Below are 21,776 nucleotides of genomic sequence, written 5' to 3'. Positions count from 1 at the left end.
GACTCCCCGTCAGAACGTCAGAACGCGTTGATGCCCGTCAGCTCGCGACCGATCACCAGCTGGTGCACGGTTTCCGTGCCCTCGTAGGTGATGACCGATTCCAGGTTCAGCGCGTGGCGGATGGCGGCGTGCTCGGTGGTGATGCCGGCGCCGCCCAGCAGGTCGCGACATTCGCGCGCGATGTCGATGGCCATGCGGCAGTTGTTCCACTTCGCCAGCGACACCTGAGAAGGCGCCATGGTGCCGGCATCTTTCAGGCGACCCAGCTGCAGCGACAGCAACTGCGCCAAGGTGATCCGGCGGGCCATCTCGGCCATCTTGATCTGTGCACTCTGCGTGGCCGCCACGGGGCGGTCGAACAGGATGCGCTCCTTGGTGTAGGCCAGTACTTCGTCAAGGCACGCGATGGAGGCGCCGATCGGGCCCCACGTGATGCCGTAGCGCGCCTGGGTCAGGCAGCCCAGCGGGCCCTTCAGGCCCTTCACGTTCGGCAAGCGGCTGCTGTCGGGCACGCGCACGTTGTCGAAAAACAGCGCGCTGGTCACCGACGCGCGCAGGCTCATCTTGTGCTTGATCTCCTGCGCGGTGAACCCGGCCATGCCCTTCTCGAGCAGGAAGCCCTGGATCCCGTCGTCGGTCTGCGCCCAGACGATCGCGATGTCGGCCAGGTTGCCGTTGGTGATCCACATCTTCGAGCCATTGATGACCCAATCGTCGCCGTCGCGGCGCGCGTGGGTCTTCATGTTGGCCGGGTCGGAGCCGCCGTGGGGCTCGGTCAGGCCGAAGCAGCCGATCACTTTGCCGGCCGCCATGTCCGGCAGCCAGCGCTCACGCTGTTCTTCGCTGCCGTAGGCGTAGATCGGGTACATGCACAGCGAGGACTGCACGCTGACGAAGCTGCGGATACCGCTGTCGCCGCGCTCGAGTTCCTGGCAGATCAGGCCGTAGCTGACCGCGTTGAGGCCGGCGCAGCCGTATTTTTCCGGCAGCGAGGAACCCAGCAGGCCAAGTTCGGCGATCTCCGGCACGAGTTCCTTCGGGAAACGCCCCTGGTCGAACGCATCGCCGATGATCGGCCGTACACGCTCATCGGTGAAGCGGGCCACGGCATCCTGGACGGCGCGCTCCTCTTCGCTCAGCAGGGAACGGACATCGAACAGGTCGTACGGGTTCAGGGCCATCGCATTTCAACCGGCGTTTGAGGTATCCGGCGATTGTATGCGGTGGCCGTCCGGGCCGGTAAGCGCCAGTCCGCAAAGCGAAGGCCGGCGAAACGCCGGCCTTCGAGGGGTGCCACGTTGAAACGCAGGTCCCGGCCGGGACCGCGGGATCAGCCCTGCTTGGGCGTGTCCACGCTGGCGGTCTGGGTCACGACCTGGCCGTCGATCACCGGCAGGCGGGCGCCCGGCTCCTGTTCCATGCGGATCGTCTTTTCCTGGCCCTCGAAACGGTAGGTCACGTCGTAGCCGACCACCTTGTCCGTCGTGCCCAGGGCGATACGGCTGCCCGGCTTGCTGTCCATGCGCATCGTGCCGGTGCTGCCGTCCGGGTTGCGGTAGGTCACGTTGTAGCCGGTCACGCGCGAGGATTCGGACGTCGCGTTCTCGGTATGGCACTGACGCTCGGTACGGCTGACCACCTTGCCGCCCACGTGGCGCTTGTCCACCTGATTGCCGATGGCACCGCCGGCTACCGCGCCAGCCACCGTCGCGGCCTTCTTGCCGCTGCCGCTGCCCACCTGGTTGCCCAGCAGGCCGCCGATCACAGCACCTGCGACCGTGCCGCCGACATTGCCGTCGCGCTCCGGCGCACGTTCCTGCACGACCACGTCCTGGCAGACCTCGCGCGGCGTGGTGCTGGTGGTCGTCTCGCGAACGGCTTCGGTGCCGATCACCGTGGCATACAGCTTCTCCGAACTCGTCACGGGAGCGGACTTGACCACCTCGGCGTACTGCAGCGTGCCTACGGGAATCTGGTTATCCGTCGAGGCCGCATCGTCCGCGACCAGCGAGCCATCCGCGGCCGTCACCAGGCCGGCATCCGACGGGCCTTTGTCGCCGCCCTTGAGGAAAGCCGCGGTGGCCACACCGCCCACCAGCAGCGCGCCGACGGCGACAAGAATCGTTGTGGTATTGCTCTTCATCGCTGCCTCCAAGTCGGGCCTTGCCCGGTTCACATTGGTCATCATTGCACCACTGCGAACCTGAACCAAGTACCCGCGAACGGCCACGAAAAACAACGGAAAATGAACGATTCCGTGACCTGCCGATCATGCTAGCGTGACGCCCATCCCAACGCGTTCGAGTGCCGACGCCATGCCCAGCCCCATTCTGCTGCCCTTCCTCGATTGGGCGCGTAAGTTGCGCTACCCCACGCTGTTCAAGATCACCGCGGCGCTGTTCGTGGTGACGTTGTTCCTGCCCGATCCGGTGCCGTTCGTGGACGAAATCTTGTTCGGCCTCGGCACGTTGCTGCTCGCCAACTGGAAGCGCAGGAAGGACCCGCCCTCTTCGCTCGAGGCGCCCGACGCGCACCGTTGACGCCATGCTGGTCGACAGCCACAGCCACTTCGATGCGCCCGAGCTGGATGCCGACCGCGAGGCGGTGCTGGCGCGCGCGCGCGCAGCGGGCGTGACGCGCCAGGTAGTGCCCGCGGTGACGGCGGCCTCGTGGCCGAAACTGCGCGATGTCTGCGCGCAGGATGCGGGTCTGTTCGCCGCCTATGGCTTGCACCCGATGTACCTGTCCGAACATCGGCCCGCGCACCTCGACGACCTGCGTACCTGGATCGAACGGGAGACGCCGGTCGCGGTCGGCGAATGCGGCCTCGATTTCTTCGTCGAAGGGTTGGATGCTGAGACGCAGCAGCAGTATTTCGATGGCCAACTTCGGCTCGCGCGCGAGTTCGACCTGCCGCTGATCGTGCACGCGCGCCGTGCGGTGGATGCCGTGATCGCGTCGATCAGGCGGGTCGGCGACCTGCGCGGCGTGGTGCACAGCTTTTCCGGCAGCCCGGAACAAGCGAAGCAATTGTGGCAGGCCGGCTTCCTGGTCGGCCTGGGTGGCCCGGTGACCTACGAACGCGCGAACCGGCTACGCACCCTCGCTACCACGATGCCGCTGGATTACCTGCTGCTGGAGACGGATTCGCCCGACCAGCCTGATGCCGGTATCCGCGGGCAACGCAACGAGCCGGCACGGTTGCCGGTGATCCGCGATGTCATCGCGGGGCTGCGTGGTATCCCCGCTGACGAACTGGCCCGTGTCACGACGCGGAATGCGGAGCGTCTCTTCAAGCTACCGTCGCACTGACGACGCGGGATTTCTTCAACAGCAGTTCCAGCGCCTTGCCCACCATCGCGAACGCGAAGGCGCCGGTGATGTGCGTCGCCGCGCCCAGGCCGACGCCGCAATCCAGCTTCAATGCCGCATCGGCGCCCAGTTGCGGGCGCAAGCCACAGACGGTGCCATCGGCCTGCGGATAGTTCACGTTCTCCAGCGAATAGACGGCTTGCACACCGAAGTAGCGGTCGCGGTTCTTCGGGAAGTTGAAGTCCGTTCGCAGCTTCTTGCGGACCAGCGCCAGCAAGGCGTCGTGCTCGGTGCGCGAGAGATCGCGCAGGCGGATCTGGGTGGGATCGGTACGCCCACCCGCCGAACCGGAGACCACGATCGGCAGCTTCCGTCGCCGGCACCAGGCGATCATCTCCACCTTCACCCGGAAGCTGTCGCAAGCGTCGAGCACCAGATCGAAATCGCGATCCAGGAGCTCCTCCATGTTGGAGGCCGTCAGGAACAGCGGGACGATTTCGACGTCGATCAACGGATTGATCGCGCGACAGCGCTCGGCCATCGCCTCGGCCTTGTTGCGGCCGTACTGGCCTTCCAGTGCAGGCAACTGACGGTTGGTATTGGAGACGCAGATATCGTCGGCATCGATCAGTGTGAGATGACCCACGCCCGAGCGTGCCAGGGCTTCCACCACCCACGACCCCACGCCCCCCATGCCGACGATGGCTACGCGCGATGCGGCGTAGCGTTCCGTCGCGCCTACACCGTACAGGCGATCGATGCCGGCGAACCGGTCCCGGAGTTCTTTCTTCATCTCACTAGTGTAAGCCGTGGCGCAAACCGTGACGGCCGTCGTACCATCGCCTCCGTCACCCACAAGGAGCCCGCCGCATGGCCAGCCAGCCCGAGACCAAGAAGCCGTCCGCCGCTTCGCGCTACTTCTTCCTCTTCCTGATCGGCCTCGTGGTGGGTGCCATCTGTACCGTGATGGCGATGCGTGCGCTGCAGGCGCGCCAGGATCCGTTTCCCCACAGCGTCATGCACGTGATGGGCAAGCATGCCGGCCAGCTCGCCGACAAGGTGAAGGAGAACCGCTGCGCGGCCACCGACACCATCCCGCACGTACGCACGCTGCGCGCGATGGCCAACGACCTTGAGCTCGCGTTCCCGGGACTGGCGGACGATGCGCGCTTCAAGAGCCACACGAGCCAGTTCCGCGCCGACCTGGATGCCGCGTTGAGCGCGCCGCCGACTGATTGCGCCGCCGCGTCCACGCTGGTCGAGAAAGTCGGAGCCGACTGCAAGGCCTGCCATCAGGACTTCAAGGGATGACGGCGGCCTCACGCCTCTGAATCCCACCTGACATCCGGGCCGCGCAAGCGGCCCGATTGTCATCACGTTCACGCGCCCCTGCCGAGCATGTGACACGAGAAGACCCGGCACACGCACGGGCTCATCGCACAACAGGAGGCTCCCCATGAATACGCGTCTGCTCGTCATCGGCCTGACCGCCACCGTCGCCCTCGCCGGTTGCGCCAGCACCTCCCCGGGCTACGGCAGCAGTGGCTACGGTGGCGGCTACAGTGCGCCGGCCAATCGCTACTGTGCGGACTGCGGCATCGTCGAACGCATCGATGTGGTCTCGTCAGGCCGCAGTGCGCCTTCGGCGACAGGTGCCGTACTCGGCGGCATCGTCGGCGCTGTCGCGGGTCGCCAGATTTCCGACCGCACGGGTGGCAGCGAAGGCAACAAGAACGTGTCGACCGTCGCCGGTGCCGTGGCAGGCGCCGCTGCGGGCAACGCGATCCAGAAGCGCACTACTGGCGACACCTACAACGTGACGGTGCGCATGGACGACGGCCGTCGCGTGACCATCAGCCAGCACGACCTGGGTGGCATTCGCGAGAACACTTACGTGCGCATCCAGAATGGTCGTGTCGTATTGCGCTGAAGACCCATCCTGAGAGCCAAAGAAAAAGCCCGGCAGATGCCGGGCTTTTTCTTGCGGAGCCCGCGCTAGGCGCGGTACGCGTTACGATCACTCAGGCGGGTTCTACCGCATCGGCCTGCAGGCCCTTCTGGCCCTGCACGACGGTGAAGGTGACCTTCTGGCCTTCCTTCAAGCTCTTGAAACCCTGAGTCTGGATGGCGCGGAAGTGTACGAACACGTCTTCGCCATTCTCGCGGCTGATAAAGCCGAAGCCCTTGGCATCGTTGAACCATTTAACGGTTCCGGTTTCACGCTCGGACATCTAGTTGCTCCTTGGAACGGGTGGTGGTTACGCCTCTCGGCGGCTGGTTGCAAGGAGGACACGAGGTACAAGCGATGCAGCGGATCATTGGATCTACCCCATCAGGCCACGGTGCACGGTGACCTTGGCAACGACAGCGGCCGCACAGTAACCCGGCATTTGACAAAATGCAAACGCTTGAACGAGAAAGTCAACCCCCCAGCAAGCCCTTGATTCCCTAGGAGAATTGTTTGGACATCCAGTACCTGTACTACGCCGTGGCCATCGTGCTGATCCTGGTCGGCATCGCCGGGGTCATCCTGCCTGCCCTGCCGGGCCTGCCGCTGGTGTTCGCCGGCATGCTGCTGGCGGCCTGGGCGGGCGATTTCCAGCAGATCGGCTGGGTCACCCTGGTGGTGCTGGGCCTGCTGACCGCACTGTCCTTCGCCGTCGACATTTTCTCCACGACAATCGGCGCGCAGCGGGTGGGGGCGAGCAAAAAGGCCCTGCTGGGTACCGTCATCGGCACTTTCGCTGGCCTGTTCTTCATGCCCATCGGCCTGCTTGCAGGACCTTTCATCGGCGCCCTAATCGGCGAGCTGTGGCATGGCCGGGAATTCCGCCAGGCCACCAAGGTCGGGCTCGCCACCTGGCTGGGCATCGTGCTCGGCGTCGTGCTGAAGCTGGGGCTGGCCTTCGCGATGCTGGGGCTGTTCCTCTTCGCCTGGTTCTTCTGACCTTCGCGCGCCGGCTGGCAGAATGGCGGCGCCCCCATCGAGCGACCCCTGCATGACGCATTGCATTCGACTGCTCCCTCTCGTAATCGGAGTTACGTGCGCACTGAGCGCCCATGCGCAGGAAAGCGCGCCGGTCGTGACATCGGCCGAAGCCTGCTTCCTGCTGGAGAACGACGCCCAGCGCCTGGCCTGCTACGACCAGGCCCTGGGACGTACCGCCGCCGACACCCGCCGCGCGGATGAAGAAGCGGTGGCGGCGAAAGAAGCCGAGGCCGCCGCCCGCGCCAAGGCCCGGGCCGAAGCCCGCGCCGCCGCCGAGGCGCAGGCCGATGACGTGGCCCTGAGTGAGCGCACGCGTCGTCGCCTGGGGGCCTGGTTCCGTGCGGACGACCCGGCGGACGCCGACTTGATCGCCAACGCCGGGCGCGGTTCGTTGCTCGACAGCCGCTGGGAACTGGCCAAGGACTCGAAGCTGGGTGTCTTCCAGCTGCGGGGCTACAAGCCGGTCTACCTGCTGCCCGCCTTCTGGACCAGTCAGGTCAACGAGACCCCGAGCTCACCCAACCCCGACAACACGGTCACCACGCCCCAGAACCTGCAGGACATCGAGGCGAAGTTCCAGCTGAGCTTCAAGACCAAGTTCGCCGAGAACCTGTTCGGCGACAACGGCGACCTGTGGGGCGCCTACACCCAGAGCTCGCGCTGGCAGGTCTTCAACGGCGAGGAGTCGCGCCCGTTCCGGGAAACGAACTACGAGCCGGAAGTGATGCTGGTGTTCCGCAACAACTACAGCATCGCCGGCTGGAAGGGCCGGATGGCCGGCATCGGCATCAATCACCAATCCAACGGGCGCAGCGATCCGCTTTCGCGCAGTTGGAACCGGGTGATCGCCACCATCGGCCTAGATCGCGAGAACTGGGCGTTCGTCGTGCGGCCGTGGTATCGCGTGCCGGACGGGAACGACGACGACAACCCGGACATCGAGGATTACATCGGCCGTGGCGACGCGATGCTGACCTATGCGAAAGGTGGCCACGTGTTCACCGTGCTGGGACGGCACTCGCTGCGCGGCGGCGACGATTCGCACGGCGCGTTGCAGGTGGACTACGGCTTTCCGATCAACCGCACGTTCCGCGGCCACGTGCAGGTCTTCCATGGTTACGGCGAAAGCCTGATCGACTACAACCACAAGGCCACCTACCTCGGCCTGGGCATCTCGCTGCTGGACTGGTACTGATGGACGACGTGACGATCTACCACAACCCCGCGTGCGGCACCTCGCGCAATACGCTGGGGCTGATCCGCAACGCCGGTATCGAGCCGCAGATCATCGAATACCTGCAGATGCCGCCCGACCGCACCACGCTGGTGTCGCTGATCGCAGCCATGGGTACTTCCGTGCGCGAGGTAGTGCGTACCAAGGAGACGCTTTACTCGGAACTGGGCCTTGCCGACGCCGATGATGCGGCGCTCATCGACGCCATGCTGGCCCATCCGGTGCTGATCAACCGCCCGATCGTGGTCACCGCCCTGGGCACGAAGCTGTGCCGCCCTTCGGAAGCGGTGCTCGACATCCTGCCGCAACCGCAGCGCGGCGCTTTCAGCAAGGAAGACGGCGAAGCGGTCGTGGACGCGGCCGGAAACCGCATCGTCTGACGTAAGATCGGGCGCAGGACCTGTTTCGCCTGCCAAGGAAGCCCTCCATGTCGCGCCCGCGCCGTTCGTTCTTCGCCTATGCCTCCGCCCTGTTGGGCGTGCTCAGCCTGATGGCGGTGCTGTGCTTCCACTATCCGGAACTGCTGACCAGCAAGGAGTTCCGCGCGGCCTACAACGAAGAGTTCGCCCGCCACCTGCTGCTCGTCGGGCTCGTTGCGGCGTTCGTGCTGGGCACCGTGGCCATCCTGCGCGACCGCAACAAGCGCATCGCGCTCATCGGTGTCGGCGGTGCCACGCTGGCGGTGCTGCTGGGCGGCACCAACGTGCAGTTCGACGCCATCGGCAAGACGCCGTACTCGCTGGGCCTGGACTGGTTCGTGATCTCGCTGTTCTTCTCGGCGCTGGTGTTCGTGCCGCTGGAACACTACCTCGGCAAGCGCCGGATCTCGCCGCTGCGTCCCGGCTGGCGCACCGACGTGACGTACTTTTTCATGAGCCACATGCTGGTTCAGTTCATCCTGATCCTGGTGACGGCCTCCACCTCGACCATCGCCGGCCTGGCCGCGTTCCCCGCCTTGAAGGACGCCATCCAGTCGCTGCCGGTCTGGGCCCAGTTCCTGATCGCCGTGTTCGTCGCCGACCTCGCGCAAGCGCTGCTGCACCGCGCGTACCACAACATTCCGTGGCTCTGGCGCTTCCATGCCGTGCACCATTCCAGCCGCGAGATGGATTGGCTGGCCGGCTCGCGCATCCATATCGTCGAGATCGTGCTGACCCGCAGCGCGGTGCTGTTGCCGCTGCTGGTCCTCGGCTTCTCGACGCCGGCGGTGAATGCCTACGTGATCCTGGTGGGTCTGCAGGCGGTGCTGGCGCACGCCAACCTGGGCATCCGCTTCGGCTGGCTCGAATATCTGTTGGTGCTGCCGCGCTACCACCACTGGCACCACGCGCGGCACAAGGACTACCTGGACGTGAACTACGCCATTCACCTGCCGCTGGTGGACATGTTGATGGGCACGTTCAAACTGCCGCCCAAGCAGGAAGCGTGGCCCGAAGAATACGGCGTGATGAAGCTCGAAACGGTTCCGCGCGGCATCGTGCGCCAGCACCTGATGCCGTTCCAGGGCGGCCGGAAGTTCGACGAGTACGTGGACTGAGAGAGCATCGTGCCCCATGTAGGAGCGACGTGAGTCGCGACCGCACGCCAAGGACGGGCAGGAACACAGCTCCAGGCGCTGTATTTCAGGCGCACCCCGCTCGTGGCCTCGGCTTCATGCGATTTCCCGGTCCGCGGTCGCGACTCACGTCGCTCCTACAGGGGCGACCCCCCGTCAGGTCCAGTCCGTCAATCCTTCCCGCGCATAGACGTCCTTGAAACTCGGCAGCGCCTTCATGCGCTGTGCGTAGGCCTGCAGCGCTGGCCAGGTATCGGTGGGCTTGGGCATGTTGCGCGACCAGCGCATCAGCATCGTCAGCAGGAAGTCGGCCGCGGTGCGCTGAGTGCCCAGCAGGTAAGGCCCATGCGCTTCGAGATGCTCGGCGACCTGTCCCCACGCCTTTTCCAGCTTCGCCCGTGCGTGCTGCTGGGTGGCCTCGACATTGGCTTCGCCGGCGATCTCGTCGGAATAGAACCACGCGCGGTACGCGGGCATCAGCGTGTTGGCGCAGAACAGCATCCAGCGGTAGTACTGCGCACGCTGCGTGCTCGCCACCGCAGGCGCCAGTTCGGCACGCGGATGCGTATCGGCGAGATGCATCAGGATCGCGGCCGTCTCGGTGATCACCTGCCCGTCCATCACCAGCGTGGGCACCACGCCAGCGGGGTTGAGCTTCAGGTACTCGTCGGATTTCTGGTCGCGCTTGTCGAAGTCCAGTTCATGCAGCTCATGCGGGATGCCCAGCTCGATCAGCAGCCAGTGCACCACCAGGCTGGCGGTACTGCGGGAGTAATACAACGTCGTCGTCATGCATCGGCTCCTGGAACTCACGGCCCTCGCCTGGCAGGCGAGGGAGACAGCGCTTATGCCACCACCACCGGAATCTTCCCGATCCGCGCCTGCCACTCCTTCGGGCCGGTCTGGTGCACCGAGGTGCCTTGCGAGTCGACGGCGACGGTCACCGGCATGTCCTGCACGGTGAACTCGTAGATCGCTTCCATGCCCAGGTCGGCGAAACCGACGACCTCCGCCGCTTTGATCGCCTTGGAGACCAGGTACGCCGCGCCGCCGACCGCCATCAGGTAGGCCGACTGGTGCTTCTTGATGGCCTCGATCGCCGCCGGACCACGCTCGGCCTTGCCGACCATGCCCAGCAGGCCGGTCTGCGCCAGCACCTGTTCGGTGAACTTGTCCATGCGGGTGGCGGTGGTCGGGCCCGCCGGGCCGACGACTTCATCGCGCACGGGATCGACCGGACCGACGTAGTAGATGAAGCGACCCTTCAGATCGACCGGCAGTGCCTCGCCCTTGTTGAGCATGTCGACCATGCGCTTGTGCGCGGCATCGCGGCCGGTCAGCAACTTGCCGTTGAGCAGCAGGACCTCGCCCGGCTTCCAGTTGGCGACGTCCTCGCGGGTCAGCGTGTCGAGATCGACGCGACGGCCCTTCGACGCGTCGTAGGTCAGTTCCGGCCAGTCCTCCAGCGACGGCGGGTCCAGCATCACCGGGCCGCTGCCGTCGAGGGTGAAGTGCGCGTGGCGCGTGGCGGCGCAGTTCGGGATCATCGCCACGGGCAGGTTGGCCGCGTGGGTCGGGTAATCCTTGACCTTGATGTCGAGCACGGTGGTCAGGCCACCCAGGCCCTGCGCGCCGATGCCCAGAGCGTTGACCTTCTCGTACAGCTCCAGGCGCAACTCTTCGGCGCGATTGGACGCGCCGCGTGCCTGCAGGTCGGTGATGTCGATCGGCTCCATCAGCGATTCCTTCGCCAGCAGCATCGCCTTCTCGGCGGTGCCTCCGATGCCGATGCCGAGCATGCCCGGCGGGCACCAGCCGGCGCCCATCGTGGGCACGGTCTTCAGCACCCAGTCGACGATGGAATCTGACGGATTGAGCATCGCGAACTTCGACTTCGCTTCCGATCCACCGCCCTTCGCGGCGACGATCACGTCGACGGTGTTGCCCGGCACGACCTTGACGTTGACCACGCCCGGCGTGTTGTCCTTCGTGTTGGTGCGCTTGCCGGCCGGGTCGGCCAGCACGCTGGCGCGCAGCTTGTTGTCCGGATGGTTGTAGGCGCGGCGCACGCCCTCGTGGACCATGTCCTCCACGCCCATCGTGGCGTCGTCCCAGCGCACGTCCATGCCGATCTCGAGGAACACGGTGACGATGCCGGTGTCCTGGCAAATCGGGCGGTGGCCTTCGGCGCACATGCGCGAATTGATCAGGATCTGCGCGATGGCGTCCTTCGCGGCCGACGATTCCTCGCGGTCATACGCGGACGCGAGGCTCTTGATGTAGTCGACCGGGTGGTAGTAGCTGATGTACTGCAGGCCGTCGGCGATGGACTGGATGAGGTCTTCTTGCTTGATCGAGGTCATGGGACGTGAAGCCGGGGGCTGCCGGTGGGGTAGCGGGCGGAAGCGCCCATTTTAGGCCAAAGTGACTCCTTGCCCGGCTGTCACGCCACGTCGCCCTGCCCCGTCTTTGGTCGCATGAACGCCGAAAACACCTTCGAAACCCACCGCTCCCGTCTTTTCGGGCTCTCCTACCGGCTACTGGGCAGCCGCAGCGACGCCGAGGATGTCGTCCAGGACACCTGGCTGCGCTGGCAGCAGACCGACAAGACCGGCATCCGCGACCCCGAGGCGTGGCTGGTCACCGCCGCCACCCGGCTGGGCATCGACCGCCTGCGCGCGGCGCGCGTGCAGCGCGAGCACTACACCGGCCCGTGGCTGCCCGCGCCCTCGGACATCGACGAGGCCCCAGGCCCGGAGCGCACCGCCGAAGTCTCGGAACAGGTTTCGCTGGCCTTCCTGGCCGTGCTGGAACGGCTGGGCCCGGAAGAGCGCGCCGCCTTCCTGCTGAAGGAAGCCTTCGACTACGACTACGCGCAGATCGCGCCCCTGCTGGGCCAGAGCGAGGCCAACTGCCGGCAGATGGTCCATCGCGCGCGCGAACGCGTGCAGGCCGGCCGGCCGCGTTTCGAGGTGCCGCCGGAGAACCACCGACGCCTGCTGGAGCGCTTCATGGACGCTGCGCGCCGCGGCGACCAGCCCGCGATCACCGCCTTGCTGCGCGAGGACGCGCAACTGGTCTCCGATGGTGGCGGCAAGGGACAGGCCGTCATCCGTCCGTTGCTGGGCGCGATCCGGATCGCGCGGTTGTTCTGGGCCGCGTATCGCCGGCAGGACCCGGCCATCGCCTGGCGCATGGGCACGGCCAACGGCGAACCGGCGATCCTGCGCTACCGCGATGGGGTGCTGGTCGCGGTGATCGTGGCGATGAGCGACGGCGAGCGCATCAGCGAGATCTTCACCGTCGCCAATCCGGACAAGTTGGGCACGGCTGTCACGGCGAAGGACGGTGGCGCGTCCTGGTAGTGAAGGTGGCCGGTGTGGCCGCCATTGAGGCACTGCCATGAGCATGAAGTTCCATCGCGTCGACTATCCCAAGCATGTTCCCGAAGCCTTCCGCGGCCTCTACGCCACCAGCACGGCCGTCCACAACGGCGTGCTGGGAAAGGAGTTCCTCGAACTCATCTTCCTGCGCGTCTCGCAGATCAACGGCTGCGCCTACTGCATGGACATGCACAGCAGCGCACTGGTCAAGGCCGGGGTGGAGTCGCGCAAGCTGCACACGCTGGCCGGCTGGCGAGACAGCCGTTTCTTCGATGCCCGCGAAGGCGCGGCACTGGCCTGGGCAGAGCAGCTGACCACCTTGCCCTCCGGCGCACCGGCCGACAGCACCTATGAGGCGCTGAAGGCGCATTTCGACGAACAGGGCATCGCCGAGCTGACCATGGCGGTGGCCACGATCAACGCCTGGAATCGCCTGGGCGTGGGGATGCAGCCGATCCTGGCCTGATCCGCAGCGCTCGCCGGCCCAGTGCGTGGGCGGCACAATACGGGGATGGATACCCTGGTGCTCATCCTCGACCTGGTCGGCACGTTCGTGTTCGCGCTCAGCGGCGCCATGCTGGGCGTGCGCCGCCGCCTGGACATCTTCGGCGTGCTGGTACTGTCGTTCCTCGCCGCGACCGCGGGCGGCATCACCCGCGACCTGCTGATCGGCGCCACGCCACCGGCCGCGCTCAGCGACTGGCGCTATCCGGTCACCTCGCTGGCGGCGGGCGTGGTGACGTTCTTCCGGGCCTCGCTGATCGAGAAGCTGCACCATCCGGTGCGGCTGTTCGATGCAATGGGCTTGGCGCTGTTCGCGGTCGCCGGCACGCAGAAAGCATTGGAGTACGGCATCGCCCCGCCGATGGCGGCGGCGATGGGCATGCTGACCGGCATCGGCGGCGGCATCGCCCGCGACCTGCTGTTGGCCCAAGTGCCGCTGGTGCTGCGCGCCGAACTCTACGCCGTGGCCGCGCTCGCCGGCGCCTCGATCGTCGCCGTGGGCTACTGGCTGATGCTTCCGCCCCTGCCCTGCGCGCTGGTCGGCGCGGCGGTCTGCTTCGGCCTGCGCATGGCCGCGATCACCTTCGGCTGGCATCTGCCGGTGGCGCTGCAGTCCGGCGGCGACGGCGAACCACCCGGCCCGCTGCGCTGAGCTCCGTCCCCGTGCGCCCAAGCGTGCACGGGGGCCGATGAGCCGTGCCGCATCGCGGGGTGCATGGCCTTAGCATGGCGGTATCTGCGTCCGTCCCCGTCCACCGCCATGGCCATCGCTGCATCCCATTCCCTCGACATGCCCCGCCAGCAGGCCTTCTGGCTGCTGCATCTGGGCGGCTGGGGCGCCTACTTCGCGCAGGGTTGCCTGTATGCGGTCGCGCACGGCAAGCCCTCCGGATACTGGGTGGTGCCGCTGACGGCGACGATCACCGGCGCCGTGGTCACCCTCGGGCTGCGCTACCTGCTGCGCGCCTGCTGGGGGCTGCCACCGCGCCGTCTGCTGGCGGTGATGATGCCGGCCATCCTGCTCAGTTCGGCGGTCATCGATTTCGTCACCCGCGAGGCGCTGGTCGATTTCTGCGAAACCTGCCGGCCCTCCACCCGCCTGGAATTCCTCGCGTACTCGCTGGGCTACATCTACGTGGTGCTGGCCTGGGTGGGCGCCTACATGGGCATCAAGTACTACCGCCAGCTGCAGGGCGAAACCCAGCGCGCGCTCGCGGCACGCAGCATGGCCCACCAGGCGCAGTTGAAGATGCTGCGCTACCAGCTCAACCCGCATTTCCTCTTCAACACGCTCAACGCGATCTCCACCCTGATCCTCGATCGCGACAACGCCACCGCCAATCGCATGGTGCAGGGGTTGTCGTCGTTCCTGCGCCATTCGCTGGACAACGATCCGATGCAGCGGGTGACGTTGCGCCAGGAACTGGACGCGTTGACGCTCTACCTGGACATCGAGAAGATCCGCTTCGCCGAGCGCCTGCGCATCGAGACCGATATCGACGAGGACTGCTGGCGCGCATTGCTCCCCAGCCTGCTGCTGCAGCCGCTGGTCGAAAACGCCATCAAGTACGCCGTCGCCAAACAGGTCGCCGGCGGCCTGCTGCGCATCGAAGCCCAACGCGATGGCGAGCAGTTGGTACTGCGCGTGATCGACGATGGGCCGGGTTGCAGCAGCCTGGAGGGCAGCGAACTGCCGCCGGGCAAGGGTGTGGGCCTGCGCAACACGCGCGAACGCCTGCACGTGCTGTACGGCGACACCGGCGGTTTCTCGGTGCGCAATCGCGAACGCGGTCTGGAAGTGTCGCTGCGCCTGCCCTTCGAAACCTCGCAGACGCTCGGGGACTGACGCATGGATGCTTCCACCCGATCGGACCCTGCTCCCCGCCTGCGCGCCCTCATCGTCGACGACGAACCGCTCGCGCGTCGCGGCCTTGAAATCCGCCTCGCCGCGCATCCCGACATCGAGATCGTCGGCCAGTACGGCGACGGCGCATCGGCCATCGCCGGCCTGCGCGAGCACCGCCCGGACCTGATGTTTCTCGATGTGCAGATGCCCGGCCTGGATGGTTTCCAGACGCTGCGGGCGATCCCCGCCAGCGAGATGCCGCTGGTGGTGTTCGTGACCGCCTACGATCACTACGCGATCCGCGCGTTCGAGGCGTCGGCCACCGACTACCTGCTGAAACCGGTGGAAGATTCGCGGCTGGCCCAGGCGCTGGCCCGCGTGCGCCAGGCACGCGCCCAACGCGAAGCCAGCGGCCACTGCGCCCACCTGCTCGGCCTGCTGGGCGAACTCAGCGGCCGTCCGCCGCTGGACCTGGATGAGGCCCTGAAGGCGGACGCGCTCGACCTGCTGCGCCGCGAGGAGAAGCTCGCCGTGCGCGATGGCGGCCGCACCGTGCGCGTGGACCTGCACAGCATCCGCTGGATCGATGCCGCCGGCGACTACATGTGCATCCACGTGGACGGCGACGAAGCGAACGGCACCACGCTGATCCTGCGCGCGACGATGCGCGAACTGGAGAAACAGCTGGACCCGCAGCGCTTCCCCCGCATCCACCGCTCCACTATCGTCAACGCACGCCGCGTGGTGGAAATGCGCCCGCACACCAACGGCGAGAGCTTCCTGCGCCTCGACTGCGGCCAGGAATTGAAGCTGTCGCGTAGCCATCGCGACAAGCTGGCGGTGTTGCTCTAAGCGTGTGCCGTTCTGTAGGAGCGACGTAAGTCGCGACCGTGTAGCCAGAACCTCACCAAGCCAGGCCTCGTGCGAGGCGCTAATGGCGACAGGATGTTGCCTGCTCGCTGCGGCATTCATGACCTTCAACTCGTGCGGTCGCGACTTACGTCGCTCCTACGACAGCATTCGATGCGCGTAACGAAGATTCTCAGGACTCGGTTCGTCGTCGTGCATCCACCACTCGCCGCAATGCGGCTTACCGCATGACTTCCGGGCCATAACGCCGCTTGTCACTGCGCGCATCGTGCGCACCGCCGACCACCACGCGGAACGTACGATGAAACTCACTGACGCCTCACTGCGCAATCCCGCCGCCGTCGCCGTGGTGGTGGCGATGGTCTGCGCATTCGGCCTGCTGAGCCTGGGCAAGCTGCCGCTGCAGTTGTTCCCGGACATCGAGCGCCCGCAGATGTCGATCCAGACCGGTTGGCGCGCGGCTTCGCCGCAGGAGATGGAATCCGAGATCGTCGAGCCAATCGAAACGGTGATGCAGGGCCTGCCCGGGCTGGAGGAGATGACCTCCAACGTCAACGCCGGCAACAGCTTCATCAACCTGACTTTCGCCGTGGGCAGCGACATGGACGCGATGCTGGTGGAAGTGCTCGCGCGGATGAATCGACTGCAGCCGCTGCCGCGCGATGCGACGCCCCCCGTGGTGCAGGCCGGCGCGGACAACGCCAACAACTCGCTGACCTACTTCTTCGTGCAGAAGCTGCCTGGCACGCGCGGCGACATCCTCGACTATCGCCAGCTCATCGAAGACCGGATCGTGCCGCGGCTGACGTCCGTCGATGGCGTGGCCGGCGTGGAGATCAATGGCGGTGCAGAAGAGGAGCTGACCATCACCCTGGACCTGTCGCGGGCCGCGGCACTGGGCATCCAGATCCCGGAGGTCGCCGCCGTCGCTGCGCGTGCCACCGATGTGTCGGGCGGCGTGGTGGAAGCCGGTCGCCGCGAGTATGTGCTGCGCTTCGCCGGTCGCTATTCGCCCGAGGCGCTGGGCAACCTGATCCTCGCCTGGCGCGATGGCCGGCCGGTGCGCCTGGCCGATGTCGCCACGGTCGAGGTCAAGCGCCCCGAGCAACGCTTCTTCGCCTACCAGAACGGCAATCCGGCGATCGGTTTGCGCATCCTGCGCGAGAGCGGCGCCAACGTGCTCGACACGCTGGACGAAGTGAAGCAGGTCGTCGCCGACGTGCGCGAGCAAGAACTCAAGCCACTGGGCCTGGACATCGCCCAGAGCTTCGACGCGTCGGTCTTCATCAACCGCGCCCTCGGTCTGCTGTCGGGCAGCCTGACCGCGGGCGTGCTGCTCGCCGTGGGCTGCCTCTGGTGGTTCCTGCGCGATGTGCGCGCCACCGCGCTGATCGCGTGTGCGATTCCCATTTCGCTGCTCGCCACCTTCATCGTGCTGCAGCTGACCGGGCGCAGCCTCAACGTCATCTCGCTGGCCGGCCTCGCCTTCGCCGTGGGCATGGTGATGGACGCCGCCGTCGTCGTTGCGGAGAACATCGTGCGCCTGCGCGAGCAAGGCCTGTCGGCCACGCATGCGGCGCTGGAAGGCACGCGGCAGGTCGGCGGCGCATTGGTCGCGTCCACGCTGACGACGGTGGCGGTCTTCCTGCCGGTCATCTTCATGGACGACGTCGAAGGCCAGCTCTTCGCCGACCTCGCGCTGACCATTTCCATCGCGGTGGGCATATCGCTGCTGATCGCCGTCACGGTGCTGCCCGCCGCGGCCGGCAGTTGGCTGCGCACGCGGCCTGGCGAGGAAAACCAGCATCGCTTCTGGTCGCGGCTCAGCGACTGGGCCTTGAAGACCACCGAAGGCCGGCCGCGCCAGCTCGCCTGGGTCGGCGGCCTGGTCCTCGCACCCGCCCTGCTTGCGGTAGTGCTGATGCCGCAGATCGACTACCTGCCGCCGGTGAAGCGCGCCGCGGTGGACGCCTTTTTCAACTTCCCGCCGGGGATGAGCCCCGAACGCGTGAACCGCGAGATCGCGCCCGTATTGCTGGAACGGATGCGCCCGTACATGGAGGGCGAGAAGGGACCGCAGCTCAGCAACTGGTACCTCAACCTGTGGCCGGGCGGCGGCACGCTGGGTGCGCGCGTGGTGGACCCGGACGACATCGGCGAACTCGAGCGCATCGTGCGCGACGAGATCGTGGTCGGCTTCCCCGATACGCGCGCTTTCGCCAGCGAAGGCGAACTGTTCGGCAGTTTCGGTGGCTCGGCGCGCGCCATCGCCATCCACCTGCAGCACAGCGACGGCGATGCGCTGGCGCGTGCGGCGGAGGCGGGACGAAAAGCATTGTCCGAGCGTTTCGCCGGCGCCAACGTGCAGGCCTGGCCCAATGCCGACGGCGGCACCCCGGAGCTGCGCGTCAATCCCGACGACCGGCGCCTGGCCGAAGTCGGCTGGCGGCGCCCGGAGCTGGGCACGGTGGTGCGCACGCTGGGCGACGGCCAGTGGCTGGGCGAGCATTTCGATGGCGACCGCCGCCTGGCGATCATCCTGCGCAGCAACGGTGAGGACGACATCGCGCGCTTGGGCGATGCTCCGCTGGCCACGCCGCAGGGCGGCGTGCTGAGCCTGGCCGATCTGGCGCAGGTGGATACCGTGCTGGCGCCGAACCAGCTGCGCCGCATCGATCGCCGTCGCACGGTCACGCTTACGGTCGATCCGCCCGCGGCGATGTCGTTGGAAGAAGCGCTGGACATCGTCAACGAGGAGATCGTGCCGACCCTGCGCGACAGCCTGCCGCCGGATGCGGCCATCCGCATCTCGGGCAGCGCCGACCGGCTGGGCGAGGTGGTGCGCAGCATGGGCATCAACTTCGCGATGGCGCTGGTCGTGCTCTTCATGCTGATGGCCGCGATGTTCCGCTCACTGCGCGACAGCGCTTTCGTCATGGCCACCCTGCCGATGGCGGTGCTGGGCGGTGTCGCCGGCCTGCGCGTCCTCGACCTGGTCGCCGGCCAGACGCTGGATCTCCTGTCGATGATCGGTTTCATCATGCTGCTGGGCATGGTGATCAACAACGCCATCCTGCTGGTCGCCCAGACGCGTGAAGCGCAGGCCGACGGTGCATCACTGGACGACGCGCTCAAGCAAGCGCTCGAACAACGGCTGCGTCCAATCCTCATCGCCGCCCTGACCGGTGTGCTCGGCGCGCTGCCGATGGCGATCAATCCGGGGCCCGGCGCGGTGATCTATCGCGGACTGGCCGCGGTGTCGGTCGGTGGCGTCGCGCTCAGCCTGCTGTTCACCGTGGTGCTCGTCCCTGCGCTGTTGCGCCTGGCTGGCCGCACCGCGCCACGCTTCATGGCGGAAGACCTGCCGCTCCCCCATCCCGTTTCCTGATCCCCTGCTCCGGAGAACGACATGCGTACCTTGCACAAATCCCTCATCGCCCTCGCGCTGGCCGGCGTCCTCGCCCTCCCCCTGCTCCGGCTGGACGCCGATGCCAGCGCCCCTCCTGTTGCGGCGGATGCGCCGCCCGCCATCGTCAGTGTCGCGCCGGCGGTGCGAACCGATTTCGCGCCGCGCCACTGGTCGCCCGGCAGCATCATCAGCCGGCAGGACGCACGGGTGGCGAGCGAGTTGGAAGGTCGTGTGCTGCAGGTCGCCGAGGTCGGACAGCGCGTGCGCGCCGGTCAGGCGCTGGCGGTACTGGACGACACCGCACTGCGCCTGCGCGAGCGCGAGAGCGAAGCCGACCTCGCCCGCATCCAGGCCCAGCTCGATCTCGCCGCGCGGCAGGAGCAGCGGTACGCCCAGCTCGCCGCGCAACAGAACATCGCGCGCGCGCAATACGAACAACTGCGCGCCGACCGCGACGTGCTGGCGCAGGACCGCGCACGCGTGCAGGCACAGCTCGCGCAACTCCGCCACCAGCGCTCGCAGATGGTGGTGCGTGCGCCGTTCGACGGCATCGTCGCCGAGCGGCATACCCAACGCGGCGAGTACCTGGTGACCGGTGCGTCCGTGGCGCGATTGGTGGACACCGCGGCGCCGGAAGTACGCGTGCGCGCCCCGGTGGACCTGGCCCGCCACCTGGAGCGCGGCACCCTGGTGCGCGTGCGCAGCAACGGCGCCGAGCGCGACTATCCGGTGAGTGCATTGGTCCCGGTCGGCGATGAAGCCTCGCGCCAGCTCGAACTGCGGATCGCCGTGCGGGACCTGCAGGCCCCGGTGGGCACCGCGGTGGACGTCGGTCTGCCCAGTGCGGAAACCCGCAGCGTGGTCGCCGTCCCGCGCGATGCGGTCATCCTGCGCCGCGAAGGCGACTTCGTCCTGCGCGTGGACGCCGCCGGGAAGGCAGAACGCCTGGCAGTGAAGACCGGCGCGGCGGTGGACGACCTGGTCGAAGTCAGCGGCGACGTACGCGCCGGCGATCGCCTGATCGTGCGCGGCGGTGAACGCGTCGAGCCCGGCCAGGCGGTGTCCGTGCAGTCGCTGGCGATTGCGCTGGCGATGCGCTGACGCGAGCGTCAGCGCTCGAGCACGCGGGCACGGCTGGGACGCGGCGGCGCACGCCCTTCGCCCGGCACGCGCAGTACCGGAATCGTGGCAGCAGGCGACGTTGGCGCGGGACGCGAGGGAATGAGCGGCTGCGAGCCGTTCATGCGGACGAGGAATCGCGCGGGATCGAGGATTTTCGCCGCATCCAAGCAATCCAGGAACGGATACTGCCCCCCCGAAGCGGCGTCGTTCAGTCGCAACGGCGACAGCTGCATGACCGCCATGCGTTGATACGGCGTGGCCAACGGCGCCGCTTGGTGCAGAGCCGCCGCGCAGGCGGCCACCATCGGTGCGGCCTGCGACGTGCCGCCATAGGACGAGAGGCCACCGTTCAAACCGGTCGACTGGACGAACGCACCCGCGGCGAACAACGCCGTCGTCGTGCTGCGATTGCTGAAGCAGGTCGGCTGCCGCGGTGATCGCGAAGTCTCCGTGCATCCCAGGAAGGTCGTCGACCCCGCCGTCATATCCCAGGTCGCCGCCACACCGAGCACATTGCTCAAGCAGGCCGGCGCGGCCATCCGTTGCAGATCGCCCTGGTTGCCGCTGGACGCCACCACGACGGTGCCCTGCGCGTTCAGCGTATCGACGGCGCTTTTCAACGCGGTGAGGTAGGACGCCGACGCATCGCAAGCGCCTGCAAACAGATCCCAAGTGCCCAGGCTGAGGTTGACCACGGTGGTGTCGGGATGTTGGGTCGCGATCCAGTCCAGCGCGGCGACCACGTCCGAGGTGCAGCAGAAGCCGTTGCCGCCATCCATCACCTTGATGGCGACCAGCTGCGCGGCCGGCAGCGCGCCGCGGGGCGCGACATTGCCGGCGCCGACCATGATGCCGCTGACGTTGGTGCCGTGGCCATGATCGTCTTCTGCAGCGCCTGCACCCGACTGCGTGGCCTGCCCGTTCGGACAACACCCGCCGCTGCCGGAAAGCCGCGAGCAGAAGCATTGCTGGGCCACCACGCGCGGGGCCAGATCCGGGTGATCCGTATCCACCCCGGTATCGACGACCGCGACCTTGATGCCGGTGCCATCGAGTCCCACGCCATGCAACAGGTCCACCCGGTTGAGCACGGAACTTTCGTCCGCCGCGACGGCGCCGCCGGTGCCTCCCCGGTCCACGTCCACCTTGCGCACCCACACATTGCGTTCGAGTCGGCGCAGGACATCGGCGTCGGCCTCGATCACCAGCGCGGGCACACGCGCGAAGCGCCGATGTAGCCGGTATCCGGCGGCCGGCAAGGTGCCGAGCACCGCATCACCCTGGCGGCGCAAGCGCTGTTCCTTCGCGATGGTCAGGTTGCGCGGCGTCCCCGCCGCACCCGCCCCGACGTCATCCATCAGCACCACGACACGCGCACGCCCCTGCTGTTGCGCCACCTGCTTGGCCTGGAACGACACCTTTTCCGTGGCGACCGCCTGCGCGCCCGCCAACAGCAGGCACGCCATCACGACGAGCTTCTTCATCTCGACCCCCTGTGAGTTGGGCTAGATTACCCGCTTCGCGGCATCGCCGCTGGCCAGCGCCACCCCCG

General features: G+C 67.1%; 22 protein-coding genes. 15 read left to right on the top strand and 7 right to left on the bottom strand.

Features of this window, described 5'->3' with window-relative positions:
• Positions 1–17 precede the first annotated feature (17 nt).
• Positions 18–1,181 carry an acyl-CoA dehydrogenase family protein gene (locus tag BM365_RS17515; RefSeq protein WP_093490720.1) on the bottom strand — a complete coding sequence of 388 codons (1,164 nt, stop codon included), beginning with the start codon at positions 1,179–1,181 and terminating at the stop codon, positions 18–20.
• A 149-nt stretch (positions 1,182–1,330) separates the two neighbouring features.
• Positions 1,331–2,143 (bottom strand): glycine zipper 2TM domain-containing protein, encoded by an 813-nt coding sequence (locus BM365_RS17510; RefSeq protein WP_093490719.1) that lies wholly within the window; start codon positions 2,141–2,143, stop codon positions 1,331–1,333.
• 172 nt (positions 2,144–2,315) lie between these two features.
• Here BM365_RS17510 and BM365_RS17505 point away from each other — a divergent pair, with 172 nt between their 5' ends.
• Together BM365_RS17505 and BM365_RS17500 are read left to right on the top strand one after the other, a co-directional pair.
• On the top strand, positions 2,316–2,540 hold the full coding sequence (locus BM365_RS17505) for a DUF6116 family protein (RefSeq protein WP_093490718.1): 225 nt from the start codon (positions 2,316–2,318) through the stop codon (positions 2,538–2,540).
• A gap of 4 nt (positions 2,541–2,544) precedes the next feature.
• On the top strand, positions 2,545–3,312 hold the full coding sequence (locus BM365_RS17500) for a TatD family hydrolase (protein WP_093490717.1): 768 nt from the start codon (positions 2,545–2,547) through the stop codon (positions 3,310–3,312).
• Here the strand turns inward: BM365_RS17500 and BM365_RS17495 are convergent.
• Positions 3,293–4,105 carry a tRNA threonylcarbamoyladenosine dehydratase gene (locus BM365_RS17495; protein WP_093490716.1) on the bottom strand — a complete coding sequence of 271 codons (813 nt, stop codon included), beginning with the start codon at positions 4,103–4,105 and terminating at the stop codon, positions 3,293–3,295. The genes BM365_RS17500 and BM365_RS17495 overlap by 20 nt on opposite strands.
• A gap of 77 nt (positions 4,106–4,182) precedes the next feature.
• On the opposite strand from BM365_RS17495, the gene BM365_RS17490 reads away from it, so the two are divergent.
• Both BM365_RS17490 and BM365_RS17485 read left to right on the top strand, forming a co-directional pair.
• On the top strand, positions 4,183–4,623 hold the full coding sequence (locus tag BM365_RS17490; RefSeq protein WP_093490715.1) for a cytochrome c: 441 nt from the start codon (positions 4,183–4,185) through the stop codon (positions 4,621–4,623).
• Between the two features lie 145 nt (positions 4,624–4,768).
• Positions 4,769–5,242 carry a glycine zipper 2TM domain-containing protein gene (locus tag BM365_RS17485; protein ID WP_093490714.1) on the top strand — a complete coding sequence of 158 codons (474 nt, stop codon included), beginning with the start codon at positions 4,769–4,771 and terminating at the stop codon, positions 5,240–5,242.
• A gap of 91 nt (positions 5,243–5,333) precedes the next feature.
• On the opposite strand, the gene BM365_RS17480 is transcribed toward BM365_RS17485, so the two are convergent.
• On the bottom strand, positions 5,334–5,543 hold the full coding sequence (locus BM365_RS17480; protein ID WP_093490713.1) for a cold-shock protein: 210 nt from the start codon (positions 5,541–5,543) through the stop codon (positions 5,334–5,336).
• A 230-nt stretch (positions 5,544–5,773) separates the two neighbouring features.
• On the opposite strand from BM365_RS17480, the gene BM365_RS17475 reads away from it, so the two are divergent.
• Genes BM365_RS17475 through BM365_RS17460 form a run of 4 tightly spaced genes read left to right on the top strand, consistent with a single transcriptional unit; the run spans position 5,774 to position 9,072 of the window.
• Positions 5,774–6,259 (top strand): DUF456 domain-containing protein, encoded by a 486-nt coding sequence (locus tag BM365_RS17475; RefSeq protein WP_093490712.1) that lies wholly within the window; start codon positions 5,774–5,776, stop codon positions 6,257–6,259.
• 52 nt (positions 6,260–6,311) lie between these two features.
• Positions 6,312–7,496: a phospholipase A gene (locus tag BM365_RS17470; RefSeq protein WP_093490711.1), complete on the top strand. Its 1,185-nt coding sequence runs from the start codon at positions 6,312–6,314 to the stop codon at positions 7,494–7,496.
• Positions 7,496–7,915, top strand: a complete 420-nt coding sequence (gene arsC / locus BM365_RS17465; protein WP_093490710.1) for an arsenate reductase (glutaredoxin) — start codon at positions 7,496–7,498, stop codon at positions 7,913–7,915. The genes BM365_RS17470 and arsC overlap by 1 nt, the downstream gene beginning before the upstream one ends.
• A 47-nt stretch (positions 7,916–7,962) precedes the next feature.
• Positions 7,963–9,072, top strand: a complete 1,110-nt coding sequence (locus BM365_RS17460; protein ID WP_093490709.1) for a sterol desaturase family protein — start codon at positions 7,963–7,965, stop codon at positions 9,070–9,072.
• A gap of 174 nt (positions 9,073–9,246) precedes the next feature.
• Here the strand turns inward: BM365_RS17460 and BM365_RS17455 are convergent, their stop codons facing one another.
• Together BM365_RS17455 and BM365_RS17450 are read right to left on the bottom strand one after the other, a co-directional pair.
• The gene (locus BM365_RS17455; RefSeq protein ID WP_093490708.1) at positions 9,247–9,882 is read right to left on the bottom strand and encodes a glutathione S-transferase family protein; all 636 of its coding nucleotides are present in this window, start codon (positions 9,880–9,882) and stop codon (positions 9,247–9,249) included.
• Positions 9,883–9,935: 53 nt separating this feature from the next.
• Positions 9,936–11,453: a fumarate hydratase gene (locus BM365_RS17450; protein ID WP_093490707.1), complete on the bottom strand. Its 1,518-nt coding sequence runs from the start codon at positions 11,451–11,453 to the stop codon at positions 9,936–9,938.
• Positions 11,454–11,567: 114 nt separating this feature from the next.
• Here BM365_RS17450 and BM365_RS17445 point away from each other — a divergent pair, with 114 nt between their 5' ends.
• The 7 genes from BM365_RS17445 (at position 11,568) to BM365_RS17415 (ending at position 20,203) form a co-directional block, all read left to right on the top strand.
• On the top strand, positions 11,568–12,455 hold the full coding sequence (locus BM365_RS17445; protein ID WP_093490706.1) for an RNA polymerase sigma-70 factor: 888 nt from the start codon (positions 11,568–11,570) through the stop codon (positions 12,453–12,455).
• A gap of 43 nt (positions 12,456–12,498) precedes the next feature.
• The gene (locus BM365_RS17440; protein ID WP_093490705.1) at positions 12,499–12,939 is read left to right on the top strand and encodes a carboxymuconolactone decarboxylase family protein; all 441 of its coding nucleotides are present in this window, start codon (positions 12,499–12,501) and stop codon (positions 12,937–12,939) included.
• Between the two features lie 45 nt (positions 12,940–12,984).
• Positions 12,985–13,629 carry a trimeric intracellular cation channel family protein gene (locus BM365_RS17435; RefSeq protein ID WP_093490704.1) on the top strand — a complete coding sequence of 215 codons (645 nt, stop codon included), beginning with the start codon at positions 12,985–12,987 and terminating at the stop codon, positions 13,627–13,629.
• A 108-nt stretch (positions 13,630–13,737) separates the two neighbouring features.
• Positions 13,738–14,823 (top strand): sensor histidine kinase, encoded by a 1,086-nt coding sequence (locus BM365_RS17430; protein WP_158253507.1) that lies wholly within the window; start codon positions 13,738–13,740, stop codon positions 14,821–14,823.
• Between the two features lie 3 nt (positions 14,824–14,826).
• On the top strand, positions 14,827–15,675 hold the full coding sequence (locus tag BM365_RS17425; RefSeq protein WP_093490702.1) for a LytR/AlgR family response regulator transcription factor: 849 nt from the start codon (positions 14,827–14,829) through the stop codon (positions 15,673–15,675).
• A 319-nt stretch (positions 15,676–15,994) separates the two neighbouring features.
• Entirely contained in the window at positions 15,995–19,081 is a 3,087-nt protein-coding gene (locus BM365_RS17420; protein ID WP_093490867.1) for an efflux RND transporter permease subunit, read from the top strand.
• A gap of 21 nt (positions 19,082–19,102) precedes the next feature.
• Entirely contained in the window at positions 19,103–20,203 is a 1,101-nt protein-coding gene (locus tag BM365_RS17415; protein ID WP_093490701.1) for an efflux RND transporter periplasmic adaptor subunit, read from the top strand.
• Positions 20,204–20,211: 8 nt separating this feature from the next.
• Here the strand turns inward: BM365_RS17415 and BM365_RS17410 are convergent, their stop codons facing one another.
• The gene (locus tag BM365_RS17410; RefSeq protein ID WP_093490700.1) at positions 20,212–21,708 is read right to left on the bottom strand and encodes a S8 family peptidase; all 1,497 of its coding nucleotides are present in this window, start codon (positions 21,706–21,708) and stop codon (positions 20,212–20,214) included.
• Positions 21,709–21,776 lie beyond the last annotated feature (68 nt).

Source organism: Pseudoxanthomonas sp. YR558, from assembly GCF_900116385.1.
Lineage (GTDB): Bacteria > Pseudomonadota > Gammaproteobacteria > Xanthomonadales > Xanthomonadaceae > Pseudoxanthomonas_A.
Note: the sequence above shows the minus strand (reverse complement) of the source record. Positions and strands in the feature narration are given on the sequence as shown.